Source organism: Micromonospora sp. BS32, from assembly GCF_059089345.1.
On record NZ_JBSSHR010000002.1, the window covers coordinates 462,805 to 482,729 of the forward strand.

General features: G+C 73.9%; 17 protein-coding genes. 8 read left to right on the top strand and 9 right to left on the bottom strand.

Going from position 1 to position 19,925, the window contains the following annotated elements:
• Positions 1-275 precede the first annotated feature (275 nt).
• The 5 genes from AC5RWQ_RS04920 to AC5RWQ_RS04940 all read left to right on the top strand — a co-directional run bounded on the left by AC5RWQ_RS04920 (position 276) and on the right by AC5RWQ_RS04940 (position 6,286).
• Complete coding sequence (locus AC5RWQ_RS04920; protein ID WP_494281522.1) at positions 276-3,305, top strand: AfsR/SARP family transcriptional regulator; 3,030 nt, start codon at positions 276-278, stop codon at positions 3,303-3,305.
• A 244-nt stretch (positions 3,306-3,549) separates the two neighbouring features.
• Positions 3,550-4,041: a cyclic pyranopterin monophosphate synthase MoaC gene (gene moaC, locus AC5RWQ_RS04925; RefSeq protein ID WP_494281523.1), complete on the top strand. Its 492-nt coding sequence runs from the start codon at positions 3,550-3,552 to the stop codon at positions 4,039-4,041.
• Entirely contained in the window at positions 4,038-4,508 is a 471-nt protein-coding gene (locus AC5RWQ_RS04930; protein ID WP_334487844.1) for a MogA/MoaB family molybdenum cofactor biosynthesis protein, read from the top strand. The genes moaC and AC5RWQ_RS04930 overlap by 4 nt, the downstream gene beginning before the upstream one ends.
• A gap of 90 nt (positions 4,509-4,598) precedes the next feature.
• Positions 4,599-5,858 carry a molybdopterin molybdotransferase MoeA gene (locus tag AC5RWQ_RS04935; protein ID WP_494281524.1) on the top strand — a complete coding sequence of 420 codons (1,260 nt, stop codon included), beginning with the start codon at positions 4,599-4,601 and terminating at the stop codon, positions 5,856-5,858.
• 20 nt (positions 5,859-5,878) lie between these two features.
• A complete protein-coding gene (locus tag AC5RWQ_RS04940) occupies positions 5,879-6,286 on the top strand; it encodes a molybdenum cofactor biosynthesis protein MoaE (RefSeq protein WP_494281631.1) in 408 nt (135 codons plus the stop codon).
• A gap of 21 nt (positions 6,287-6,307) precedes the next feature.
• On the opposite strand, the gene AC5RWQ_RS04945 is transcribed toward AC5RWQ_RS04940, so the two are convergent.
• Positions 6,308-7,756, bottom strand: coding sequence for a glycosyltransferase 87 family protein (locus AC5RWQ_RS04945; RefSeq protein WP_494281632.1), 1,449 nt, complete (start codon positions 7,754-7,756; stop codon positions 6,308-6,310).
• A gap of 204 nt (positions 7,757-7,960) precedes the next feature.
• Positions 7,961-8,506, bottom strand: a complete 546-nt coding sequence (locus AC5RWQ_RS04950; protein ID WP_494281525.1) for a DoxX family protein — start codon at positions 8,504-8,506, stop codon at positions 7,961-7,963.
• A gap of 135 nt (positions 8,507-8,641) precedes the next feature.
• On the opposite strand from AC5RWQ_RS04950, the gene AC5RWQ_RS04955 reads away from it, so the two are divergent.
• Positions 8,642-9,187 carry a GNAT family N-acetyltransferase gene (locus AC5RWQ_RS04955; protein WP_494281526.1) on the top strand — a complete coding sequence of 182 codons (546 nt, stop codon included), beginning with the start codon at positions 8,642-8,644 and terminating at the stop codon, positions 9,185-9,187.
• A gap of 12 nt (positions 9,188-9,199) precedes the next feature.
• On the opposite strand, the gene AC5RWQ_RS04960 is transcribed toward AC5RWQ_RS04955, so the two are convergent.
• Positions 9,200-10,441 carry a DUF8462 domain-containing protein gene (locus tag AC5RWQ_RS04960; RefSeq protein WP_334487834.1) on the bottom strand — a complete coding sequence of 414 codons (1,242 nt, stop codon included), beginning with the start codon at positions 10,439-10,441 and terminating at the stop codon, positions 9,200-9,202.
• Between the two features lie 141 nt (positions 10,442-10,582).
• Positions 10,583-11,110: an LppU/SCO3897 family protein gene (locus AC5RWQ_RS04965; RefSeq protein WP_494281633.1), complete on the bottom strand. Its 528-nt coding sequence runs from the start codon at positions 11,108-11,110 to the stop codon at positions 10,583-10,585.
• A gap of 232 nt (positions 11,111-11,342) precedes the next feature.
• Between AC5RWQ_RS04965 and AC5RWQ_RS04970 the strand changes: the two genes are divergently transcribed.
• Both AC5RWQ_RS04970 and AC5RWQ_RS04975 read left to right on the top strand, forming a co-directional pair.
• On the top strand, positions 11,343-12,314 hold the full coding sequence (locus AC5RWQ_RS04970; RefSeq protein ID WP_494281527.1) for an EamA family transporter: 972 nt from the start codon (positions 11,343-11,345) through the stop codon (positions 12,312-12,314).
• An 11-nt stretch (positions 12,315-12,325) separates the two neighbouring features.
• Complete coding sequence (locus AC5RWQ_RS04975) at positions 12,326-12,964, top strand: prepilin peptidase (protein ID WP_494281528.1); 639 nt, start codon at positions 12,326-12,328, stop codon at positions 12,962-12,964.
• A gap of 234 nt (positions 12,965-13,198) precedes the next feature.
• On the opposite strand, the gene AC5RWQ_RS04980 is transcribed toward AC5RWQ_RS04975, so the two are convergent.
• The 5 genes from AC5RWQ_RS04980 to AC5RWQ_RS05000 form a co-directional block, all read right to left on the bottom strand.
• Positions 13,199-16,390, bottom strand: coding sequence for a UvrD-helicase domain-containing protein (locus AC5RWQ_RS04980; RefSeq protein WP_494281529.1), 3,192 nt, complete (start codon positions 16,388-16,390; stop codon positions 13,199-13,201).
• A 94-nt stretch (positions 16,391-16,484) separates the two neighbouring features.
• Positions 16,485-17,732 carry a metallophosphoesterase gene (locus tag AC5RWQ_RS04985; protein ID WP_494281530.1) on the bottom strand — a complete coding sequence of 416 codons (1,248 nt, stop codon included), beginning with the start codon at positions 17,730-17,732 and terminating at the stop codon, positions 16,485-16,487.
• Between the two features lie 11 nt (positions 17,733-17,743).
• Positions 17,744-17,989: a MoaD/ThiS family protein gene (locus tag AC5RWQ_RS04990; RefSeq protein ID WP_494281531.1), complete on the bottom strand. Its 246-nt coding sequence runs from the start codon at positions 17,987-17,989 to the stop codon at positions 17,744-17,746.
• A 3-nt stretch (positions 17,990-17,992) separates the two neighbouring features.
• A complete protein-coding gene (gene moaA, locus AC5RWQ_RS04995) occupies positions 17,993-19,006 on the bottom strand; it encodes a GTP 3',8-cyclase MoaA (RefSeq protein ID WP_494281532.1) in 1,014 nt (337 codons plus the stop codon).
• Positions 19,003-19,914 carry a fructosamine kinase family protein gene (locus tag AC5RWQ_RS05000; protein WP_494281533.1) on the bottom strand — a complete coding sequence of 304 codons (912 nt, stop codon included), beginning with the start codon at positions 19,912-19,914 and terminating at the stop codon, positions 19,003-19,005. The genes moaA and AC5RWQ_RS05000 overlap by 4 nt, the downstream gene beginning before the upstream one ends.
• Between the last annotated feature and the right edge of the window lie 11 nt (positions 19,915-19,925).

Consider the following 19,925-nt stretch of genomic DNA (forward strand, 5'->3'; position numbering starts at 1 on the left):
CAGCGTCTTTGATTCGGAACTGACCGCGCTATCAGCATTGCCGTCACTGCTGATTATCGGAGTACGCCAGCACGTTGTCTCTCCCCGTTCGGTGCGCTGTTCCCGCTCCCGAACGGCCTGTGGGAGACCATGCTGACGTAAAGAGAAGGCGCCGCTGCTCTCCGACAAGCTGCTCGGGGCGGGAGGGCGACGGTTGACGGCATGTCGCGCTGGTTGAGAGGTTATGGCGCGAAGTATCCCGGTCGAGGTTCCCGCGGTCACACGGAGGCGAGCTGATGGACATTCGCCTTCTGGGTGCCGCTGAGGCGTCACTGGGGCAGGCGTCGGTCCCCCTCGGCACTCCGAAGCAACAGATCGTCTTGGCGATGTTGGCGGTCAACGCCGGGCGTCTCGTCACGGTCACCGAGTTGGTCGACGAGTTGTGGCCGGAGGTGCCGCCCCGGTCGGCGGTGGCCAACGTCCGCACCTACGCGGCCAATCTGCGGAGGGCCTTCGACTCCGCGAGTGCGACGCCAAGTCTGCTGGTTCGGGACGGCCACGGCTACCGCATGCTGGTCGACAGGGAGTCGGTGGATGTCATCCGACTGCTGGACGAGCACGCCCGAGCACGAGACCTGGCCCGGGCCGGTCAGGTCGGGCCCGCGATGTCCCTGCTGACCAGCGTTCTCGACGCCGAGCCAGGGCCCCTGCTCGCTGGTCTGGCCCTCGGTCCGGTGCTGCTCGGCTGGCGGGAGGCCGCGGAGCGGGAACGACAGTCGGCCGTCGAACTTCTGGCCAGCCTCCAGATCAACTCCGGTCGGGCTGACCTGGCCGTGCCCCTCTTGCGGACCCGGACAGCGCGGCAACCGTTCCGGGAACAGTCCCGGCTGCTGCTGATGCGGGCCCTGATCGCGATGGATGACCATGCCGAGGCGGTCGCCGTATACCAGGCCACTCGACAGGCGCTGCTCGAGCAGTTAGGGGTGGGTCCCAGCGAAGAGCTGGAGCAGCTGCACCGCGAGGCGGTCCGCGCCCGGCGGTCGTTCGTCCGGGGGGATGCGCCGGCCCGGCCGGACGATGCGACGGTCCCGTACACCCGGCAGCCGGCGAATTGGCTGCCGCCCGCTATACCGGACTTCGTCGGACGGGTGGACGTCGTGGCCAGGCTGCTGGAGGACATCCGCCGGGCCAGCGCTGCCGGTCCGGTCGTCCGGGTCATCGACGGGATGGCCGGCTGCGGCAAGACGACCTTGAGCGTTCACATTGCCGGCCGACTCGCCGTGGACTACCCCGACGCCCGGCTCTTCATCGACCTGAGGGGGCACGGTCAAGCCCCTCCGCTGGAACCGTCGGCGATTCTGCTCACCCTCCTGAGGCAGCTCGGCGTACCGGCTGGCCGAGTGCCCAGCGATCTCGATGACCGGGCCGAGCTCTGGCGTCGGGAATTGACCAGTCGGCGTACCGTCGTCGTGCTGGACAACGCCGCGGACAGTGAACAGGTGAGGCCGCTCCTGCCCGCCGGCTCGGACACGGTGGTCCTGGTGACCACCCGCAACCGGCTCTTCGCAATTGAAGCCGGGATGCCCGAGTCGCTGGCGGTTCTCACCGAGGAGGGGGCCGTCGAGCTGTTGGCCGTGACTGCCGGTGCGGCCCGGGTGGCCGCCGAGCCGGAGGCTGCCCTGGAGGTGGTCCGCCGATGTGGCTACCTTCCCCTCGCGATCCGGCTGGCCGGTGCCCGGCTGGCGCACCGTGGCAATTGGCGGGTGGCGGACCTGGTCCGGCAGCTCTCCTCCGACCGGGGCGCGATCAATCAGCTGACGGTGGAGCACCGGACGGTGGCCGACGCGTTCGCCACCTCCTACCAGCCCCTCAGCGAGCGAACCAGGTACGTCTTCCGGATGCTGGCTGTCCACCCAGGCGACCACTTCAGCCTGCCGATGGCGGCCGCGCTCACCGATCTGCCGCTGGACGAGACCGCACGGACGGTGGATGAACTGGTCGACCGCCACCTGCTCGAGGACATCGGCGGCGGGCGGTACCGGTTGCACGACCTGATGCGGCAGTACGCCACCGAACTCTCCCGCCACCTGGACGACTCCAAGGTCCGAGTCGACGCCGGTGACCGCCTCCTGGATCTCTGCCTACGGATGGCGCTGAAGATCGCCGTGGTGATCCAGCCGATGCTCGCCGAGGCACGGCTGGCCCCGGACCCTGCGCCTCGCCCCGACCTGATCGACGCACTCGGTCCGGCGGAGGTGGAGTGGTTGGAGCGGGAGCGGGCGATCCTGACCGCGCTGGTGACCTTCGCCGAGAGCACCGGCCGAAACGGCTACGCCTGGCGGCTGGCCCGATCGCTGTGGCGGTTCTGCTACATGCGGAGCTATTTCGACGACATCATCACCACGCATCAACAGGCGTTGGCGGCAGCCGAGCGCGATGGCGACCTGGCCGCCACCGCTTCGATCAAGAACTACCTCGCGTCGGCGTACGTCCGGACCGGCGACTACTCCCGGGCACTGAGCCTGCTCCAGTCGGCGATCGACACGTACGTCGAACTCGGTGACCGCATCACGGTCGTGCGGTTCCGCGCCAACCTCACCGCCATCCACTGGCTGACCGGGGGCATCGAGACGGCGGTGCGGCTGGGTGAGGAACTGCTGAAGGAGGAACGAAGCCGCGCCGGTCTGCACCTGGGTCTGGTGCTGCCGAACCTCGGCATCGCGCTGACCGTCGCTGGGCGATACCAGGAAGCCCTGCGCATGCACCGGCTTCACCTCTACCTCGCCCGCCTGCAAAGTGACCAGTTCCACCAGTTGAACGCGTTGGCTCACATCGGCACTGTCAAGGTGCGGCTCGGTCAGCACGCCTACGCCGTCCGACTGCTGAGAGCGTCGTTGATGCTCCGCCGGCGGACGGGCCACCGGTACGGCGAGCCGGAGGCACGCAACGACCTGGGAACGGCGCTGCGCGGGCTTGGCCTCCTCGATGAGGCGCGACATCAGCACGAGCTGGCCCGGGAGCAGGCGATCGACCATGGCGAGCGGCACATCGAAGCGGCGGCGCTGAACGAGCTCGGCTTCACCCTGGCCGCGCAGGACGATGTCGAAGGCGCCGTGCGACATCACCAGCAGGCGCTTGAACTGGCTACTCGGATCTCCCACCCGTACGAGCAAGGACGAGCCTTGGCCGCCCTTGCCGATCACCAGGCCGCAGGTGACCCGGCCGAGGCGCGCCGGCTTCGCCGACGAGCCCTGGCCGTATACGACCGGATGGGCGTGCCGGAACGCGTCGAGATGCGCCGACGCCTGTCTACGAGTCCCTCCTGAACAGCGCCGACAGCGTTTATCGAGTTCTTATCGCCGACCCCGGTAGCGTTCCCGCGCGTCGGCGTAACGGGGGAGGTTCTGGCCGTGGTCAGAGCCGAGTCGACGAGGCCCCCGCACGTCAAGGTCCCCCCCAGCGACTGTGACGGCGGGTAGGGGGAGGGAGGGGTACGGCACGGGCACCCGGCCGTACCCCTCCCGAACCGGGCGGGCACCCCGGTCGTACCCGACAGATAGGCTGCCGACCGTGACCGATCCCGCGCAGCTCAGCCACGTCGACGCGGCCGGCGCGGCCCGCATGGTCGACGTCTCCGCCAAGCCGGTCTCCGGCCGGCTCGCCGTGGCCGCCGGCCGGCTCCGCACCACCGCCGAGGTGGTCGACCTGCTCCGCCGCGACGGCCTGCCCAAGGGTGACGCGCTGGCGGTGGGGCGGCTCGCCGGCATCATGGGCGCCAAGCGCACCCCCGACCTGATCCCGCTCTGCCACCCGATCGCGCTGCACGGTGTCACGGTCGACCTGCGGCTCACCGTCGACACCGTCGAGATCACCGCGACCGCGCGGACCGCCGACCGGACCGGCGTGGAGATGGAGGCGCTCACCGCGGTGGCCGTCGCCGGGCTGGCCCTGGTCGACATGGTCAAGGCGGTTGACCCGGCCGCCTCCGTCGAGAGCGTTCGGGTGCTCCGCAAGGAAGGCGGCAAGACCGGCGAGTGGGTCCGGCCGGAGGACCGGCCGTGATCCGGGCGCGGGTGGTGGTGGCCTCCAACCGGGCCGCCGCCGGCGTCTACGCCGACACCAGCGGGCCGCTGCTCGTCGCCGGCCTGCGCGAGCTGGGCTGCACGGTCGACGAGCCGGTGGTGGTGCCCGACGGTGAGCCGGTCGGCGCGGCGCTGCGGGCCGCCCTCGCCGACGGGATGGACGTGGTCCTGACCAGCGGGGGCACCGGCATCACCCCGACCGACCGGACGCCCGACGTGACCCGCGCGCTGCTCGACTACGAGATCCCCGGCATCGCCGAGGCGATCCGTGCCCACAGCCGGGAGCGCGTGCCCACCTCGGCGCTGTCCCGGGGGCTGGCCGGCGTGGCCGGGCGGATGCTGGTGGTCAACCTGCCCGGCTCGCGGGGCGGCGCGAAGGACGGGCTCGCCGTGCTCGGCCCGATCCTGACCCACGCCGTGGACCAGCTGCGCGGCGGCGACCACTGACGGGGCGGCCGGCGGCGCGCGGCGATAGGCTCGCCGGGTGAGCGCGGGCCGCCCGCGCCCCGACCGACTCTCGAACGGAGGCCACCCCCGGTGAGCACGGAAACCGCCGCCGCGGCGCAGGTCGCCGCGCCGCCGCCGCCGGCCGGGTGGGAGGAGGCCCGCTCCCGGGTGTACGCGGTGGGCCTCTCCGCCGCGCTGCCCGCGGTCAACCGCGCCCTCGCCGACACCGACGGGCAGACCCTGGCCGAGCCGCTCACCACCCGTACCGACCTGCCCGCCTTCCCCACCTCCAGCGTGGACGGCTGGGCGGTCCGCGGCGACGGGCCGTGGCAGGTCGTCGGGCGGGTGCTGGCCGGGGGCGTCCCGGAGCCGCTGACCGCCGACGGGACGACCGTCGAGATCGCCACCGGCGCGATGGTCCCCGCGGGGGCGACCGCCGTGCTGCGGATCGAGGAGTCCCGGCGTACCGCCGACGGGCGGGTCACCGGCACGCCGCGTCCCGCGCCGGAGTGGCGGGAGCCGGGCGAGGAGGCGGCCGCCGGCGAGGAGCTGCTGCCCGCCGGCACCCCGGTCGACCCGGCGCTGATCGGGCTGGCCGCCTCCTGCGGCCACGACCAGCTGCGGGTCCGCCGGCAGCCGCGGGCCGCCCTGCTGGTCTTCGGCGACGAACTGCTCACCGCCGGCCCGCCCGGCGCCGGCCGGGTCCGCGACGCGCTCGGCCCGGCAGTGCCGGCCTGGCTGCGCCGCTACGGCTGCCAGGTCCGCCCCTCCGACGTGGTCGGCCCGGTGGCGGACACCCTCCCCGCCCACGTGGCGGCGCTGCGCACGGCGCTGACCGCCGCCGATCTCGTCTGCACCACCGGCGGCACGATGCACGGCCCGGTCGACCACCTGCACCCGACGCTGGAGGCGCTCGGCGCGGACTACGTGGTCAACACCGTCGCCGTCCGCCCCGGCTTCCCGATGCTGCTGGCCCGGCTGGCCGGCGCGGACGGCCGGGTCCGCTTCGTCGCCGGCCTGCCCGGCAACCCGCAGTCCGCGATCGTCGCGCTGGTCTCGCTGGTCGCGCCGCTGCTCGCCGGATTGCAGGGCCGGCCGATGCCGGTGCTGCCGCACGCCACCCTCGCCGAGCCGGTGGCCGGCCGCGGGGACTACACCCACCTGGCGCTGGTCCGGCTCGACCGGGCCGCCGGCACCGCGCACCCGGTCCGGCACGTCGGCTCGGCCATGCTGCGCGGGCTGGCCGGTGCGGACGGCTTCGCGGTGATCCGCCCCGGCACCACCGGCGAGGTGGGCGCGCGGGTGCCGGTCGTACCCCTGCCGCTGCTGCCCGGGGAGCGGTCGTCGTGACCGCCGGGCCGACGGTGACCATGCTCGCGGTCACCGACGAGCCGCTCGACCTGGCCGCGCACGAGGCCGCGGTCGCCGAGCGCCGGGCCGGCGCGGTGGTCTCCTTCCAGGGCGTTGTCCGCGACCACGACCACGGCCGTGCGGTCACCCTCCTGGAGTACGAGGGCCACCCGAGCGCCGGCGACGTGCTGCGCGAGGTGGCCGCCGAGATCGCCGCGGAACCGGACGTCTACGCGGTCGCGGTGTCGCACCGGATCGGTCGGCTGGAGATCGGCGACGTGGCCCTGGTCGCGGCGGTCAGCACCGCCCACCGCGCGGCGGCCTTCGCGGCCTGCGCCCGGCTGGTCGACGAGGTCAAGGCGCGACTGCCGATCTGGAAGCGGCAGGTCTTCGACGACGGCACCGAGGAATGGGTCAACTGCCCCTGACCGGGCGGTGCAGCTGGCCGGTCAGCGGCGGCCGGCGGCGGCGGCGGTGACCCGGGCCAGCCGGTCGGTGTAGAACGCCGGCTCGGCGCCCGGTCGCCAGGGCAGCGCGGCCACCAGCACGATCAGCGCCAGCGCGAGGGAGTTCTCCATCAGCGCGCCGAAGAGGCCGTCCTGGTAGTGGGAGACCTCGGGGAGTTGGTGCTCGTACGGCCAGATCGGCGAGATCAGGAAGAGCAGGTAGAGCCCGACGGCGGCGACGCCGTGCCGTAGGCCGGTCAGCGTCGGGTACCAGATGGGCGGTCGCAGCCCGGTCATCCCGGGCGGCCCGCCGTACGCGGACGAGGGGCCGGTGCGCGGCGACGGTCCCCGGCTGGCCTCGCGCCGGCGTACCGCCGCGTCGGCGAGCACGACGATCGCCGGGATGACCCAGACCAGGTGGTGTGACCAGGAGATCGGGCTGATCACGTTGGCGGTCAGCCCGACCAGGGTGAACGCGGTCAGCTCGTCGCCGTCAGCGCGGGCGGTCGCCGCGCGGGAGAGCCCCACCGCCAGGATCAGCACGGAGAACGCCAACCAGAGCAGCCCGGGCGTCTCGATCGAGTCGTAGAGCCGGGCCAACAGGCCGGCGAGCGACTGGTTGGGGGTCATGTCGGCGGCGCCGACCCGCTCGGTCTGCCAGAGCACCCCGCCGAAGTAGGCCCGCGACTCCGTGCCGACCAGCATGAACGTCCCCACCGTCACACCGATGGTGGTGCCGACGGCGGTCGCGGCGGTACGCCACTGACGGGTGATCAGCAGGTAGACGATGAAGAGCGCCGGGGTCAGCTTGACCGCGGTGGCCAGACCGATGCCGGCACCGGCCCAGGCGCCGCTGTAGAGGAAGCGCAGCAGCGGGCCGTCGGTGGGGCGGCCGTGGGTGCCCCGGCGGGACCGCCAGCGCAGCCCGACCAGGTCCGCCATGATCAGCGCGAAGAGCAGCACGTTGACCTGGCCGTACCCGAGGGTCTCCCGGACCGGCTCGATGGCCACGGCCATCGGGGTGGCGATGGCCACGGTGAACCAGAGTGGCCAGGTCAGCCGGTCGACGACCGGGCGCAGCAGCGCGGCCAGCACGACGGCCAGGGCGCCGATGCTGCCCGCCGCGTTGATCCAGCCGGCCGCCTCGATCGGCAGTCGGGCCATCGGCAGCATCATCAGCGCGGCGAACGGCGGGTAGGTGAAGCCGAGCGTGGTGGTGGGGGCGATGAACTCGTACAGGTCGTGCCCGGTCGCCCACCACACCACCGCGCCGTGGTAGATCTTCATGTCGAAAAAGTTGTACGGTCGCCCGAACGCGCCGATGGCGAGCCAGGCGGCGTAGGCGGCGGCGGACACGACACCGGCCCGGGTGGCCGCCCTTCGATCGATCCCGCGCGTCGCGCGACGGACCGGAGCGAGGCGGTCCAGCCGTCTACCGACGGTCGCCGGCAGGGCGTGGCCACCCCCGTACCAAGGTCGTCCTACCCGTCCAGGTCCGGTTCGGAGCCTAGAACGGCGCCTCACGTTGCTGCCTCCCCCCGTTATGCGACCGTGTCCGATCCCACACATGTTTTTGACATTTCCACCGCGTTAACGGGTGTCAGGTGGTTCAGGTAATTCGCGGCCTTACGGGGGTGTTGGCCGTATTGACGCAGGTCAGCCCGGGAGTCGTCGAGCGGCGGACGCGGACGCGACGGCGATCCGGGCCTCCCGGCGGGCGGTACGGACCGCGCGCTGCACGGAACGTCGGGAGTGGCCGATGCGATGGCCCGTCCGCCAGCGCAGACCCGGCTTCCCCTCGGTGTCCGCGGCGGCGAGCAGCAGGCCGCCGAAGAGCCCCAGGTTCTTCAGGAAGTGCACCTGGTTGTTGTTCCGCATCGCCGGATCCTCGACGTTCCAGAGGGGATGACCGGCGACCGTGGTGGGGATGAGCGTGCCGGCGAGCACCAGCGCCGCCGGCCGGGTGAGCTTTCCGGTGGCGAGCATCAGACCAGCGGCCAGCTGCACGGCAGAATTGACGCGGATCAGTGTCTCGGTGTCGGTGGGGAGCTGGGGGGCGGCCCGGGTGATCAGCGGGGCGACCCGGTCGGTCACCGGCTGGGCGGCCGGCACGAGTCGCTGCGGGTTCTGGAAGTTGCGGGCGCCGCTGACCACGAAGATGCCGCTCAACATGACACGGGCGAGGGAGCGCACGGGTTTCATGGATCAGTCATACCCCGTCACGGCGGCCGTTACCCGACCAACGGCCGATCCCGACCGGCCGCTCGTGGATGTCTCGCCACGCCGATTCGAGCGACCGTCGCTGATGGACCCCTGCCGGCGGGTAACGTCGCGCGGGTGACGACCCTGCGGCTGCGCCCCGAGGACCCGGCCGACACCGGCCCGGTCCGCCGGGTGCTGGCCGCGGCCTTCGCCCGACCGGAGGGCACCACCCCCGGCGAGGTCGCCCTCGTCGATGAGCTACGTGACAGCGACGCCTGGATCCGCGAGCTGGCCATGGTCGCCGAGTACGGCGGCGAGGTGGTCGGCTACGCCCTGCTCAGCCGGGTCCGGGTGGAGTCCGACGAGGTCCGCGAGCCCGCGCTGGCGCTCGGCCCGGTGGGGGTGGCCCCGCACCGGCAGCGGGTCGGGCACGGCACGGCGGTGGTGCAGGCCGCGCTGGACGCCGCGACCGAGCTGGGCGAGCGGCTGGTGGTGGTGCTCGGCGACCCGGGCTACTACCGGCGTTTCGGCTTCACCCGGGCGGACCGGATGGGTCTGACCAGCCCGTGGTCCGGTCTCGGCGAGCCCTGGCAGGCGCTGGTGCTGCCGCCGGCCACCAGCGACGAGGCGCCGCCGCCGCACGGTGAGGTGGTCTTCCCCGCGCCCTGGTCCCGGGTCTGAACCGGCCGGTGGTCAGGCGGGCTGGGTGCGCAGGTAGCGGCCGAAGTGCGGGACGGTGAAGGCCACCGTGCCCCGCTCGCCGGAGTAGATCAGCCCCTTCTTGATCAGCGCGTCCCGGGCCGGGGAGAGGCTGGCCGGCTTCCGGCCGAGCGCCCGGGCGATCTCCGCCGTCGGCACCGCCGCGTCCATGTCGTCCCGCCCGCCGCCGTCGACCTCCCCCTCCACCAGGGAGAGCGTGGCCATCGCCCGCATGTACTCCCGCTCGGCCGGAGTCGCCCGCTCGAACCGGGAGCCGAAGAAGCCCACCGCCAGTTCCGCCTCCGCCTCGGGCGCGGCGACCCGGACGTCCGCGGCGGTGATCGGCGAGCGGGGCGCATGGTCCCAGGTCGCCTTCCCGTACGCCTGGACGAAGTACGGGTACCCGCCGGACTTCTCGTAGAGCAGGTCGAGCGCCTTCTGCTCGTACTCGACCTCCTCCCGCTCGGCCGGCGCGCAGAGCGCGTGGTCGGCGGCGATCCGGTCCAGCCGGTCGATGCGCTGGTAGCGGAAGAGCCGCTCGGAGTACGACTTGGCGGCGCTGAGCACGGCCGGCAGGTGCGGCAGGCCGGCACCGACCACGATCAGCGGGGCGCCGAGCTGGGACAGTTCGTGGCAGGCGGCGCAGAGCGCGGAGACGTCCTCCGGGCCGAGGTCCTGCATCTCGTCGATGAAGACCGCGATGCCCGTGCCCACGTCGGCGGCGACCGCGGCGGCGTCGCTGAGCAGCTCGACCAGGTCGATCTCGATGTCGCCGGAGTCGGCCCGGCCGCTGCTGGCGGGCACGTCGATGCCGGGCTGCCAGCGGTCGCGCAGCTTGGGGGCGGCGCCGGCCCGCCCGGTGGGCGCGGAACGCTGGGCGAAGGCCTTCAGCACGCCGAGGAAGGCGTCGATTCGGTCCGGGGCGCGGTGCCGGGGGGCGAGTTCGCGGACCGCCATGTGCAGGGCCGCGGCGACCGGGCGGCGCAGTGACTGGTCGGGGCGGGCCTCGATCTTGCCGGTGCCCCAGAGGTGGTTGATGGCCTGCGAGCGGAGGGTGTTGAGCAGCACCGTCTTGCCGACGCCGCGCAGGCCGGTGAGCATCAGGCTGCGCTCGGGGCGACCCCGGGCGATGCGTTCCAGCACCACGTCGAAGACGTCCAGCTCCCGCCCCCGTCCGGCGAGTTCGGGCGGGCGCTGGCCGGCGCCGGGGGCGTACGGGTTGCGGACGGGATCCACGCATCGCACAGTATCGGCCCGTCTAGTCGACGGGCTAGAGATGCGTAGACGGGGCTACCGGCGTGTCTCGGACCGTCGACACGAATCTGCGGCTGTCTAGCGTAGACACTAGAGAGACGTAGATTGGGGTACGAGAGGGAATCAGCGCTGCTTGAGGCAGAGCACGAAGTCGAGGGTGTCCAGCTCGCTGTCGAAGAAGTACCAGTTGGTGTACCCCTCCACCCGACCGCACTTCGCCTCGGCGTCCTTCTCGCCGCTGGTCGCCCCGTCGAAGCGGCGCAGCACCTGGTACGTCTTCGGGCCGCACTCGGCGACCAGCAGCTTGGGCTTCCCGCCGGCCGGCCCCTCGTTGCGGACGCACTGCCCGGCCTTGACGAAGCGCGGGTCGGCCGACGACGCCGGCGCGGGAGTGGTGGGTGCCGCCTCGGCCGGTTCGGGATCGCTCGGCTCGGCGGGCGCGGTCGACACGGCGGAACCGGCGACCGGGGTCGGGTCGTCGTCCCGCCCGAGCAGGAACCAGAGGATGCCCGCGCCGACGAGCACCAGCACCGCGAGCGCCGCCAGCACCGCGATCAGCGGACCCCGGCCGCGCTTCGGCGTCGGGTTGCCCGGATACGCCGCCGGACCGGTCGTCCGGTACGGGTCCCCCGGGTCGTACGCCGTGGACAGGGGGTACCCGCCGGCGGGGTAGGGCGGATACGCCTGCTGCCCGGCGTACGGCTGCGGTGGCTGACCCGGCTCGGCCCCGTACCCGCCGTCGGCGCCTCGCCCACCCCACGGCTCCGGGGAGCCGTCACCCGGGGGTCCGTCGTTCGCCATGCCCGCCCTCCTGCGTACGAGTACCGACGGCCGGACACCCACGAGGGACGTCGCGCCCCGGCCACCGTAGCGTGGTCCACCGATGAGCTCACCTCCCGCGAGTGCGACACCCGCCCGGCCCGCCCTGCTCTGGACCGCGCTGGTGCTGGTCTACGTCCTGTGGGGCTCCACCTACCTGGGCATCCGGATCGCGGTCGAGTCGCTGCCGCCGCTCGGTTCCGCCGCCGCCCGGTTCGCCGCCGCCGCCCTGGTGCTGGCCGCCGTCCTCCGGCTCCGCCGGGGGCCGGGCGCGCTCCGGGTCGACCGGCGGCAGCTCGGCTCCGCCGCGCTGGTCGGCGTCCTGCTGCTGGCCGGCGGCAACGGGCTGGTGGTGCTCGCCGAGTCCGGCCCGCCAGGGGTGGCGGTGCCCTCCGGCATCGCCGCGCTGCTGGTGGCCACCGTCCCGCTGCTGGTGGTGGTGCTGCGTACGGTGACCGGTGATCGGCCCCGGGCGTGGACCTTCGCCGGGGTGACGCTCGGCTTCCTCGGCCTGGTCCTGCTGGTCCTGCCGACCGGAGGCACCGGCGCGGTGCCGCTGGCCGGGGCGCTGACCGTGGTCGCCGGGGCCACCTCCTGGTCGGTCGGCTCGTTCCTGTCCAACCGGCTGCGGATGCCCGCCGACCCGTTCGTCGCCACCGTGTACGAGATGGCCGCCGGCGCGGCGGCGCTCGTCGTGCTGGCGGTCGCCCGGGGTGAGCTGCGTGGGTTTTCCCCGGCGGAGGTGACCACCCGGTCCTGGCTCGCGCTGGCGTACCTGATGGTGGCCGGCTCGCTGGTGGCCTTCACCGCGTACGTCTGGCTGCTGGCGCACGCGCCGATCTCGCTCGTGGCGACGTACGCCTACGTCAACCCGGCGGTCGCGGTGGCCCTGGGCGCGCTGCTGGTCGCCGAGCCGGTCACCGCGCAGGTGCTGCTCGGCGGCGCGGTGATCGTGGCCGGGGTGGCGCTGGTGGTGAGCACCGAACGGGCGCGCCGCCCGGTCGACGGGGCAGCCCCGGAGCCGGCGCGCCGGTAACGTCCCGGCCCGTGTCCGTCGGCCTGGTGACCGCCGCCGCCCTGCTCGGGGCGCTGGCCGGCGCCGCGGTCCCGGCGGCGGCCCGCCGCTTCACCGCCGAGCCGCCGGTCCCGGTCCCGGCGCCGCTCACCCCCGGGGTCAGTGCGCTGGTCGGCGCGGGGGTCTTCGGCGGGCTCGCCGCAGCGCGCGGCGCCGAGCCGGACCTGCCGGTGTTCCTGCTGGTGGCGGCCATCGGACTGGTGCTGGCCCGGGTGGACCTGATCCGGCTGCGACTGCCCGACCCGCTGGTCCTCGCCGCCGGGGCGGCGGCCGCCGTCGGTTTGTTCGGGGCGGCGCTGGCGGTCGGCACCCCGGGCCGGCTGCTCGGCGCGGCAGCCGGCGCGGGACTTGCCTTCGCCGTCCATGTGGGGCTGGCGCTGCTGCCCGGCTCGCGGCTCGGCTTCGGCGACGTGAAGCTCGCCGCCGCACTCGGCCTGCCACTCGGTTGGCTCGGCTGGCCGATCCTCTGGCTGGGCCTGCTGCTGCCGCACCTGCTCAACGGCGTGCTGGTCGTCGGCCTGCTGGCCACCCGCCGGGTACGCCGGGACACCGCCCTGCCGTTCGGCCCCGCGCTGCTCGCCGGTGCCTGGCTGGCCGTGCTGCTCGCCTGAAGGCTGCCGCACCCTCGCTGCGGTGCTGCCGCGCGGCCGCTGCGCCCCCGCTGCGCCGCCGCCGGGCGTGTCGGGCCGGCGGGCAGGATTCCCCGGCGAGCGGTATGACGCTCCGTCATATTTATGACTCTGCGTCATATCGCTCTCGGAGCAAACCACCTGCAGCAGCATCACCCGGAGTGACATCAGCCGGGCCGGCGGGCGGGGCGGCCGGAGCGGGCCGAGCCGGCGGCGTCAGATCAGCCGGAGCTGGCGGTCCCTCGGCCGGCGCGGCTCGGCCTCGCCGAACCGCTCGAACAGCCCGGGATCGATGACGTCGAGGAACGGCGACGGCCGGCACTCGCGCTCCGCCCCGTGCCGGACCCGGCGGGCCGCGTGGCTCAGGTAGAGCCGGTCCTGCGCGCGGGTCAGCCCGACGAAGAAGAGCCGCCGCTCCTCGGCGACCGCGTCGGCGTCCGGCTCCGCACCGGGCCAGCGCAGCGGCAGCAGCCCGTCCTCCGCGCCGACCAGGAAGACCACCGGAAACTCCAGCCCCTTCGCCGCGTGCAGGGTCAGCAGGGTGACCGCCTCGGCCCGCGGGTCGAGCGCGTCCACCTCCGCGCCGGTGGCCAACTGGGACAGGAACAGCTCCAGGTCGTCGCCGCACCGCCGGGCCAGCGGGGTGAGCAGGTCGACCGCCGTGCGGACGTCCTCGGGGCGTACCGCGCCGGAGCCGTCCAGGGTGGGTGCGGCGAAGCGCTCGGCGAGCACCTGACCGGCCAGCCGTACCCGGGCGGGAAGCCCGCCGCCCAGGCCGTCGGCGTGCCGCAGCTCCCGGGCGATGGCCGGCACGCCGGGCCGGTCACGCAGCCGGTCGTGCGAGCGCTTCTGCACCGGGATGTTCGCCCGGGCCAGGGCGTCCACGATCGGCGCGGCCTGCGAGTCGGTGCGGTAGAGCACCGCGATGTCGGAGAAGGAGAGCGTGGTCGACCGGCCGTCGATCCGGCCCGAGTCCAACGACCGGTGGGAGAGCCCGCCGACCAGGTCGTCGATGGTGCGTACCACGAAATCGGCCTCGTCGGCGACGGAGGCCGCCGGGTAGCGACCGACCAGCGGAGCCTCCGGGTCGAGCCGGGCCGGGTCCAGCCGGCGGCCCCGGACCAGCGACGACGGCGCGATGGCCTGCACCGCGGCGGCCAGGATCGGGGCCGACGAGCGGTAGTTGCGGTTCAGCCGGACCAGCCGCGCGTCGGTGAAGTCCTGCGAGAAGCGCAGGAAGTAGCCGACGTCTGCGCCGCGGAACGAGTAGATCGCCTGGTCCGGGTCGCCGATCGCGCAGAGGTTGCCGTCGGCGGGACTGAGCAGCCGCAGCAGCTCGTACTGGACCGCGTCGACGTCCTGGTACTCGTCGACGAAGATCCACCGCCAGCGCTCGCGGTACTCCCGGACCAGCTTCTTGTCGCCCTTCAACAGCGCCACCGGCAGGGTGAGCAGCTCGTCCAGGTCGACGAGGTCGTGCTTGCGGAGCAACCCGGTGTACCGGGCGTCGTCGTCGCCGGCCTCCGCGCGGGCCGCGGAACGGTCCGCGTCGTCGGCGATCCGGAAGTCCGCCGCCAGGCCGGCCGCGCTGGCGTTCTCCCGCAGGATGGCCAGCCCCAGCGAGTGGAAGGTGCCCACGGTGACGTCCTCGGCCACCGGTCCGAGCAGGCCGTCCAGGCGGTGCCGCAGCTCCTCCGCCGCGCGCCGGGTGAAGGTGATCGCCAGGCACTGCTCCGGGAAGACGTTCAGCTCCGCGCAGAGGTATGCGATCCGGTGGGTCAGCGTCCGAGTCTTGCCGGTGCCCGGGCCGGCCACGATCAGCAGCGGGCCGCCCGGCGCGGATGCCGCCACCCGCTGCATCGCGTCCAGCCGGTCCAGCAGGCCCGTCCCGACCTCCTCCATCCCGGCGAGCATCGGCTCGAACGGCTCGTGCGGTGAGGGCGCCGGCGCGATTGGCGGCGGCGGGGTCGGCGCGACCTTCCGCTTCGGCTCGGCCTTCGCCGCCGGGCGCCGGGCCTTCGACCGGGCTGCCGGCTCCGCGGGGGTCCGCTGCGCCGGCACGGGTACGTCGAAGAGCGTCTCCTGCGCGGCGGACGCGCCGCCGGAGCTCAGCTCGGCCGGGTCGAAGAGGGTGATCACGCCGTACTCGCCGTCGTAACCCGGCACCCGGTGGACCTCGCCGCGGCGCAGCCGGCCGATCCCCTCGGCGAGCAGTTCGCCCCCGACCCGGCCGACCTCGTCCAGCGGGGTGGTGGTGAGGATCTCCAGCTCGGGGCCGAGCTCGGCGACCAGGTCGTTGAGCTTCCCCTCGACCCTCTTCGACCGGGCGCCCACCCCGTTCAGCTCACCCAGGATCTCGGCCAGTGGCACCAGGTGGGCGACGTCCCGGGCGTGGTCCGGGCGGTGCCCCACCGGCCGGTCGGCCAGTTCCGCCACCCGGCTCAGCACGCCCACGGTCAACGGCTTGCCGCACTCCGGGCAGCGACCACCGGCCTGGCGGGTCCGCTCCGGCGACCAGTTGACCCCGCAGAGCCGGTGCCCGTCCGCGTGGTACTTCCCCTCTTCCGGGAAGAACTCGATCGTCCCGGCCAGGCCGTCGCCGGTCCGCAGCGCCTCCCGGATCGCGAAGTAGTCCCGCGCCGAGTCGAAGACGGTGGCCTCCCGGGCCAGCGCCGGCGGCGAGTGCGCGTCCGAGTTGGAGACCAGCCGGTAGCGGTCCAGGCTGGCTACCCGCCAGTTCATCTCCGGGTCCGAGGAGAGCCCGGTCTCCACCGCGAAAACGTGCTCGGCCAGGTCGGCGTAGCAGTCCGCGATCGCGTCGAAGCCCGACTTCGAGCCCAGCGCGGAGAACCACGGCGTCCAGATGTGCGCCGGGACCAGGTACCCGTCCGGGCTCGCCTCCAGGGTGATCTCCAGCAGGTCCCGGGAGTCCAGGCCGAGGATCGGGCGACCGTCCGAGCCGAGGTTGCCGATCCGCCCCAGCGCCGCGTTGAACCGGGCCACCGCGTCCAGGTCCGGCAGGTAGATCAGGTGGTGCACCTTGCGGGTTCGGTCGTCCCGCTTGTAGATCGTGGAGATCTCCACGCTGAGCATGAACCGGACCGGGTCCGCCTCCGCCGCGCTCGCCAGCCGGGGCGGCAGCCGGCGGGCGATGTCCGCCTCGGCCTCCGGGTTCAGCCGGTACAGGCCCGGCTCGGCCGGTCGCAGCGTCTCCCGCAGGTGGTCGTACCAGGCGGGATGGGTGAAGTCGCCGGTGCCGAGCACCCCGATGCCCTTGCGCCGGGCCCACCAGCCGAGGTTCGGCAGGGTGAGGTCACGGCTGCACGCGCGGGAGTACTTCGAGTGGATGTGCAGGTCCGCGACGAACGACGGGACGCCACCGGGGGACGCGGCGCTGAACGGAGGCACGCCGCATCCTGTCACGGCCGGCCCACTACCCGCCCGCCGCCACGCGTACGCGTGACCTGAGCAATCCGGTGCTGGACTGCGGGACCCCGGCGCGCTATGGGGCGCGCAGCTCCACCAGGGTGACCTGCGGCGGGGCGCCGACCCGCACCGGCGGGCCCCAGAAACCGGCGCCGTTGGTCACGTAGACCTTGGTGCCGTCCACCTCGCCCAGCCCGGAGACCACCGGCTGCTGGAGCGGAACCAGCAGGTTGAACGGCACCATCTGCCCGCCGTGGGTGTGCCCGGACAGTTGCAGGTCGACGCCGAACTTCGCCGCTTCGTGCGCGGCGACCGGCTGGTGGGCCAGCAGCACCACCGGCCGGTTCGGCTCGCGGTCGGCGAGCGCGGCCGCGTAGTCGGGCGGCGCGGCCAGGCCGGTGCCGGCGGCGGTGACGTCGTTGACCCCGGCCAGGTCCAGCACGCCGCCCCGGGCCCGGATCTCCTGGCGCTCGTTCTGCAGCACCCGCAGGCCGAGCCGGTCCACCTCCCGCACCCACTCCTCCACGCCGGAGTAGTACTCGTGGTTGCCGGTGACGAAGAAGTTGCCGTACCGGGAGCGGAGGTCACGCAGCGGCGCCGCCGCGTCCCCCAGTTCGGCGACCGAGCCGTCGACCAGGTCGCCGACGACGGCCACCAGGTCGGCGTCGAGCCGGTTGATCGCGGCCACGATCCGCTCGGTGTGCGCCCGCCCGGCCAGCGGACCGAGGTGGATGTCGGAGACGGTGGCGATGCGCAGGCCGTCCATGCTCCGGGGAAGCTTCGCCAGCGGGATCCGGACCCGGTCCAGCCGCGGCGGCCCCTTCGCGGTACGGACGCCGTAGCCGGTCACGCCTGTGGCGGTGAGCCCGGCGAAGATCGCCGCGCCGCGGGCCAGCAGGAGCCGGCGGGACGGGTCATGGTCCGGCTGACCCACCGCCGCGGCTGCCGGCGGGTCGGCGCCGCCCGCGGCACCCACCAGCACCGGTTCCGGTGCGGCGGCGGTCGCCTCGACCGCGGTGACCCGGCGGCGCAGCACCAGCTTCGTCACCGCGGTCGGCACTTCCAGCACCAGCAGGACGACCAGCAGGTAGAACATCAACGCGAGCCAGAGGTAGCCCGGCCAGGCCAGCCAGTGCGTCCCGCCGACCCGGGTACCCACCATGGTCGCCGGTACGAGCAGCGCCAGCAGCAGCGCGGCGATGCTGCCGATCCGCCGCCACCGCCCCGGGCCGGTGGTGTCCTTCACCAGCCGCTTCCACAGGTAGAAGTGGATCAGGCCGGTGATCAGCGCGAGGGTGGCGACGAACGCCAGAGTCGCCAACATGTCGCCCCTTGTCAGCCCCCTGCGAAGGGGGGCAGTACGTCGATCGTGGCCCCGGCCGGCAGCGGTGCCCGACGATCATGACAGGTCACGCCGTCGACCAGGAAACTCGCGACCTGGAGCACCGCGGCCATCCTGGGCCCGTGCCGCTGCGCGAGTTCACCCACCAGTTCGTCCAGCGACCGGTCCGCGGATGCGGTCTCCTCGCTGCGGCCGGCGGCGGCCCGCGCCCCGGCGAAGTAGCGGACGGTGACGTCCATGGCTCAGCCTCCGATCGCCGACATCGGGCGGACGGGTTGCAGGAACGTCGGGTCGTCGATGCCGTGCCCGGCCCGCTTGCCGCGCATCGCCACCTGCCAGCGCCGGGCCAGCTCGGCGTCGTCCGCGCCGGCCCGCAGGGCGCTGCGCAGGTCGGACTCCTCGGTGGCGAACAGACAGGCCCGGACCTGCCCGTCGGCGGTCAGCCGGGTGCGGTCGCAGTCGCCGCAGAACGGCCGGGTCACGCTGGCGATCACGCCGACCTTCGCCGGCCCGCCGTCCACCAGCCAGGTCTCGGCCGGGGCCGCGCCCCGCTCCGCCGGATCGGCGGTCAGCGCGAACTCGGCCGCGAGCGAGGCGAGGATCTCGTCGGCGGTGACCATCGTCGCCCGGTCCCAGCCGTGCTGGGCGTCCAGCGGCATCTGTTCGATGAACCGCAGCTCGTACCCGTGGTCGAGGGCGAAGCGCAGCAGCGCCGGCGCCTCGTCGGAGTTGACGCCGCGCATCAGCACCGAGTTGATCTTCACCGGGGTGAGCCCGGCGGTGGCCGCGCCGGCCAGCCCGGCGAGCACGTCGGCGAGCCGGTCCCGGCGGGTCAGCGCGGCGAAGCGGTCCCGGTCCAGGGTGTCCAGCGACACGTTGACCCGGTCCAGCCCGACGCTCTTCAGCGTGGGGGCGAGTCGTTCGAGCCCGAGGCCGTTGGTGGTCACCGAGATCCGCGGGCGGGGTGCCAGCGCCGCCACGGCGGCCACGATGCCGACCAGGCCGGGCCGGATCAGCGGCTCCCCGCCGGTGAACCGGACCTCGGTCACCCCGAGCCGCTCCACCGCCACCCGCACCAGCCGGACGATCTCGTCGTCGCCGAGCAGCTGGGGGCCGGCCAGCCAGGGCAGCCCCTCGGCCGGCATGCAGTAGGTGCAGCGCAGGTTGCACTTGTCGGTCAGCGACACGCGCAGGTCCCGGGCGACGCGGCCGTACCGGTCGACGAGGACGCCGTCGGTCGTCGGGGCGGCGGTCACCCGTCGACCGTAGCGCGCCCGGCCCCGGCCAGCGCGTCGCGGGCCGCCCGGGCGACCGCATCCCGGTACCCCGCGCCGAACAGGGCGGTGTGCACCAGCAGCAGATGCAGCTGGTGCAGCGGCACCCGGTCCCGCCACCCGTCGGCCAACGGCCACGCCTCCCGGTAGGCGGCCATGATCTTGTCGTGCTGCGGCGGGCCGCCGAAGAGCGCCAGCTGGGCCAGGTCGGTCTCCCGGTGACCGCCGTGCGCGGCCGGGTCGATCAACCAGACCCGGTCGTCGGCCCAGAGCAGGTTCCCCGGCCAGAGGTCGCCGTGCAGCCGGGCCGGCGGCTCGTCCCCGCCGAACTCGCCGATTCGCGCCACGACCTGCTCGACCAGCGCGGTCTCCGCGCCGGCGAGCGCGCCGCCGTCGACCGACATCCGCAGGTACGGCAGCAGCCGCCGCCGGGCGAACCAGTCCGACCACGGCCCCTCGTCGGGGGTGTTGTCCTGGGGGAGCGCGCCGATGAAGCCCGGCCAGTCCGCGCCGAACGCCGGCGCGCCGGCCCGGTGCATCCCGGCCAGCTCCCGCCCGAACCGCTCGGCCGCCTCCGGCGTCGGCTCGCCGGGCTCCACCCAGTCGAGCGCCAGCAGCTCCGGCAGCGCCACGACCACCTCGGGTACGGCCACCGTGCCCGCCGCCCGCAGCCAGCGCAGGCCGGCGGCCTCGGTGTGGAAGAAGTGCTCCGGCGCCGGTCGGCCGGCCCGCTCCGGCCAGGTCTTCGCGAAGACCGAGTGGCCGTCGTCCAGGGTGAGCCGGGAGGCGGCGCAGATGTCCCCGCCGGCCACCGGTGTCTCCCGGATCCGCTGGTGGGTCAGGAAGGTGGGCAGGTGCTCCGGGTGCGCCCGCAGGTACGCCAGGTCCATCTGCGCAACGT

Excerpts from the sequence above, each read along its gene's own strand:
- AC5RWQ_RS04920 (WP_494281522.1), top strand. The coding sequence starts at position 276 with ATGGACATTCGCCTTCTGGGTGCCGCTGAGGCGTCACTGGGGCAGGCG.
- AC5RWQ_RS04940 (WP_494281631.1), top strand. The coding sequence starts at position 5,879 with ATGCTCGCGGTCACCGACGAGCCGCTCGACCTGGCCGCGCACGAGGCC.
- AC5RWQ_RS04950 (WP_494281525.1), bottom strand. The coding sequence starts at position 8,506 with ATGAAACCCGTGCGCTCCCTCGCCCGTGTCATGTTGAGCGGCATCTTC.
- AC5RWQ_RS04970 (WP_494281527.1), top strand. The coding sequence starts at position 11,343 with ATGAGCTCACCTCCCGCGAGTGCGACACCCGCCCGGCCCGCCCTGCTC.
- AC5RWQ_RS04985 (WP_494281530.1), bottom strand. The coding sequence starts at position 17,732 with ATGTTGGCGACTCTGGCGTTCGTCGCCACCCTCGCGCTGATCACCGGC.
- AC5RWQ_RS04990 (WP_494281531.1), bottom strand. The coding sequence starts at position 17,989 with ATGGACGTCACCGTCCGCTACTTCGCCGGGGCGCGGGCCGCCGCCGGC.
- AC5RWQ_RS05000 (WP_494281533.1), bottom strand. The coding sequence starts at position 19,914 with ATGGACCTGGCGTACCTGCGGGCGCACCCGGAGCACCTGCCCACCTTC.